The sequence below is a fragment of the Bartonella sp. AP280QHHD genome, assembly GCF_042196125.1.
Taxonomy (GTDB): domain Bacteria; phylum Pseudomonadota; class Alphaproteobacteria; order Rhizobiales; family Rhizobiaceae; genus Bartonella.
Genome location: NZ_JBHIPQ010000064.1, coordinates 1 through 2,120 on the forward strand (window position 1 = coordinate 1; position 2,120 = coordinate 2,120).

The window sequence follows — 2,120 nt, forward strand, 5'->3', positions numbered from 1 at the left end:
CACTACATTGGTATCCATAAACCACGCACAAACAATCGCCAAGAGGCGTTAGGGAGGAAAAATTATGGAAAATCCAATTCTTATAAATTCCGATGAAATTTTATTAGTTGTCTATAATGATGATCAAAACATTGGTCGGTCAGGACCACTGGATGAAAGCCAAGTTCTAAAAATTATTGACGAGGCAGATGATGCAATCCAAATCTTTCGCATCAATCCTTCTGAAAAGAACTGTGAAGACATTTCTGAAGAGATCGCAGAAGCATATGTAAAAGAAAATATCGAACGTCTCTATGAGGATAGTGAGGTTCATTATTTTATATGAGAAAGTGATGTTACAATAAACTTTTAGGCGAGATCGCAGACGAAAAATATAATGATGAGATTTACGGTACTTACGAACAACAACACCGTTTGCGTCCTTGTGATGTGCTTTAAAAATTCTAAAGGGCGCTTTTAAATGTGCCCCCTTTAATCCATCAATAATTGATTAGAGTAAACTTATGAATACACATGATAATGATAGTGAAAGATATCTCATACCTGAAAACGAGGTAGACAACAAAATCGGTTATGTCCAAATGGTCAATGCCCATGTAATGCATAGGCACTTACATTTGAAATAAGATTTTTCCACTTGGTTTAATGATTGTGTTGAAAAGCTTGATCTAAAAGAAGGCGTGGATTTTGTTTTTACAAAACAAGAATGGAACAGACAGAAGATTTGTCCAAAATCTGAAATAGAAACAGATAAAACCGATAATCATTACTTCAAAATTTACGCAGCAAGGAAAATCGCTAAAGCAGAGCGCCATAGAAACTATGGCAGAATATTATGCCAAAACTTGTGTTTTCATTAATTTAGGAAGTGATGATGAAAAGCCTTATTGTAACATCTGAAAAATATGAACTTTTTGAAAGGAGTTCATCATGAATACTCTCATAGAGATTAAAGAACAAGCCATTGATAAGGAAATTGTTCAGACAGTAAATGCACGTGATCTGCATACATTCTTAGAGGCAAAACGTGACTTTTCCAATTGGATTAAGGACCGTATTACCAGATACAATTTTATAGAAGGACAAGATTTTATAAAAACACAAGATTTGCGGTCACCAAATTTGGCGAGCGCAAAATCTAGAGCTGTTATCGCAATTAATTACCATCTCACTTTGGAAATGGCAAAAGAACTTTCCATGGTAGAGCGTAATGAAAAAGGTAAACAAGCCCGTCAATATTTTATTGAATGTGAACGGCGTGCAAAGAAACCTTTAGACCTTGCAAACGCTTTAGAAGACCCTCTCTTTGTGAAAAAACTGCTTTTAGAAAGCGTCACACAATTAGAGACCTTAAAAAGCGAAGTGAATACCCTTAAACCAAAGGCAATGGCTCTTGAAAGCTTACAGCGTCATAATGGACTCTTCGGTCTTACAGAAGCTGCTAAAATACTCGAGATGCAATCAAAACAGTTCATTCTCTTCTTACAGAAAAAAGGTTGGGTTTACAGACGAGCAGCAGGTGGAAATTTGCTTTCTCATCAAGACAAAATCCAAAAGAAACTTATGGATTGTCCAACTATCACACTTCAAACCGCAAGTGGAATAGAAAAGGTCATTCCTTTGCGCAAAAATCACAGCAAAAGGAATTGGTGTGCTGTCTCAAGAGCTTAAAAGACAAAGCATGCATTAAGAGGAGGTTATTATGATAAAAAAGAAATACGAACTGACTGATGAAAAAACTGAAGTTAATGACAAAACACTCCGCCGCATTCGTGCATTGAGAGATTTGGGGGATGTCAAGAAAGGTGATCTTGGCGGCTTTATAGAGAATGAAGACAATCTAAGTCATGATGGCAATTGCTGGGTAGGCGATGATGCAAAAGTCTATGGTTATGCCAAAGTTTTTGGTGATGCTTATATTGATAACATTGCTGATATTTACGAAAATGCATGTGTTTTTGCCAATGCACAAATCTACGAAAATGCACAAGTTTCCGGTGGTGCATTTATTAATGGAAATGCTAAAATTTATGACAGTCCATTGATTTCCATCAGAGCAAAAGTTGGGGGAAATGCCAAAATCTATGGTTATGCATTTATTCATGGAAACGCAGAGATCA

The 2,120-nt window shown here is 36.2% G+C and carries 2 protein-coding genes and 2 pseudogenes; all 4 read left to right on the forward strand.

The annotated features are described in order from the left end of the window. The first annotated feature begins 64 nt into the window (after window positions 1–64). Window positions 65–438 (forward strand): annotated as a pseudogene (locus ACFIMK_RS09525) (hypothetical protein). A gap of 65 nt (window positions 439–503) precedes the next feature. Then, window positions 504–860 (forward strand): annotated as a pseudogene (locus tag ACFIMK_RS09530) (antA/AntB antirepressor family protein). 70 nt (window positions 861–930) lie between these two features. Then, window positions 931–1,671: an antA/AntB antirepressor family protein gene (locus ACFIMK_RS09535; protein WP_375683087.1), complete on the forward strand. Its 741-nt coding sequence runs from the start codon at window positions 931–933 to the stop codon at window positions 1,669–1,671. Window positions 1,672–1,702: 31 nt separating this feature from the next. Continuing rightward, window positions 1,703–2,120 (forward strand): hypothetical protein (locus ACFIMK_RS09540; RefSeq protein ID WP_375683088.1); only part of this gene is annotated, 418 nt, incomplete at its 3' end.

Coding starts and splice junctions, on each gene's coding strand:
- ACFIMK_RS09535 (WP_375683087.1), top strand. CDS start 931: ATGAATACTCTCATAGAGATTAAAGAACAAGCCATTGATAAGGAAATT.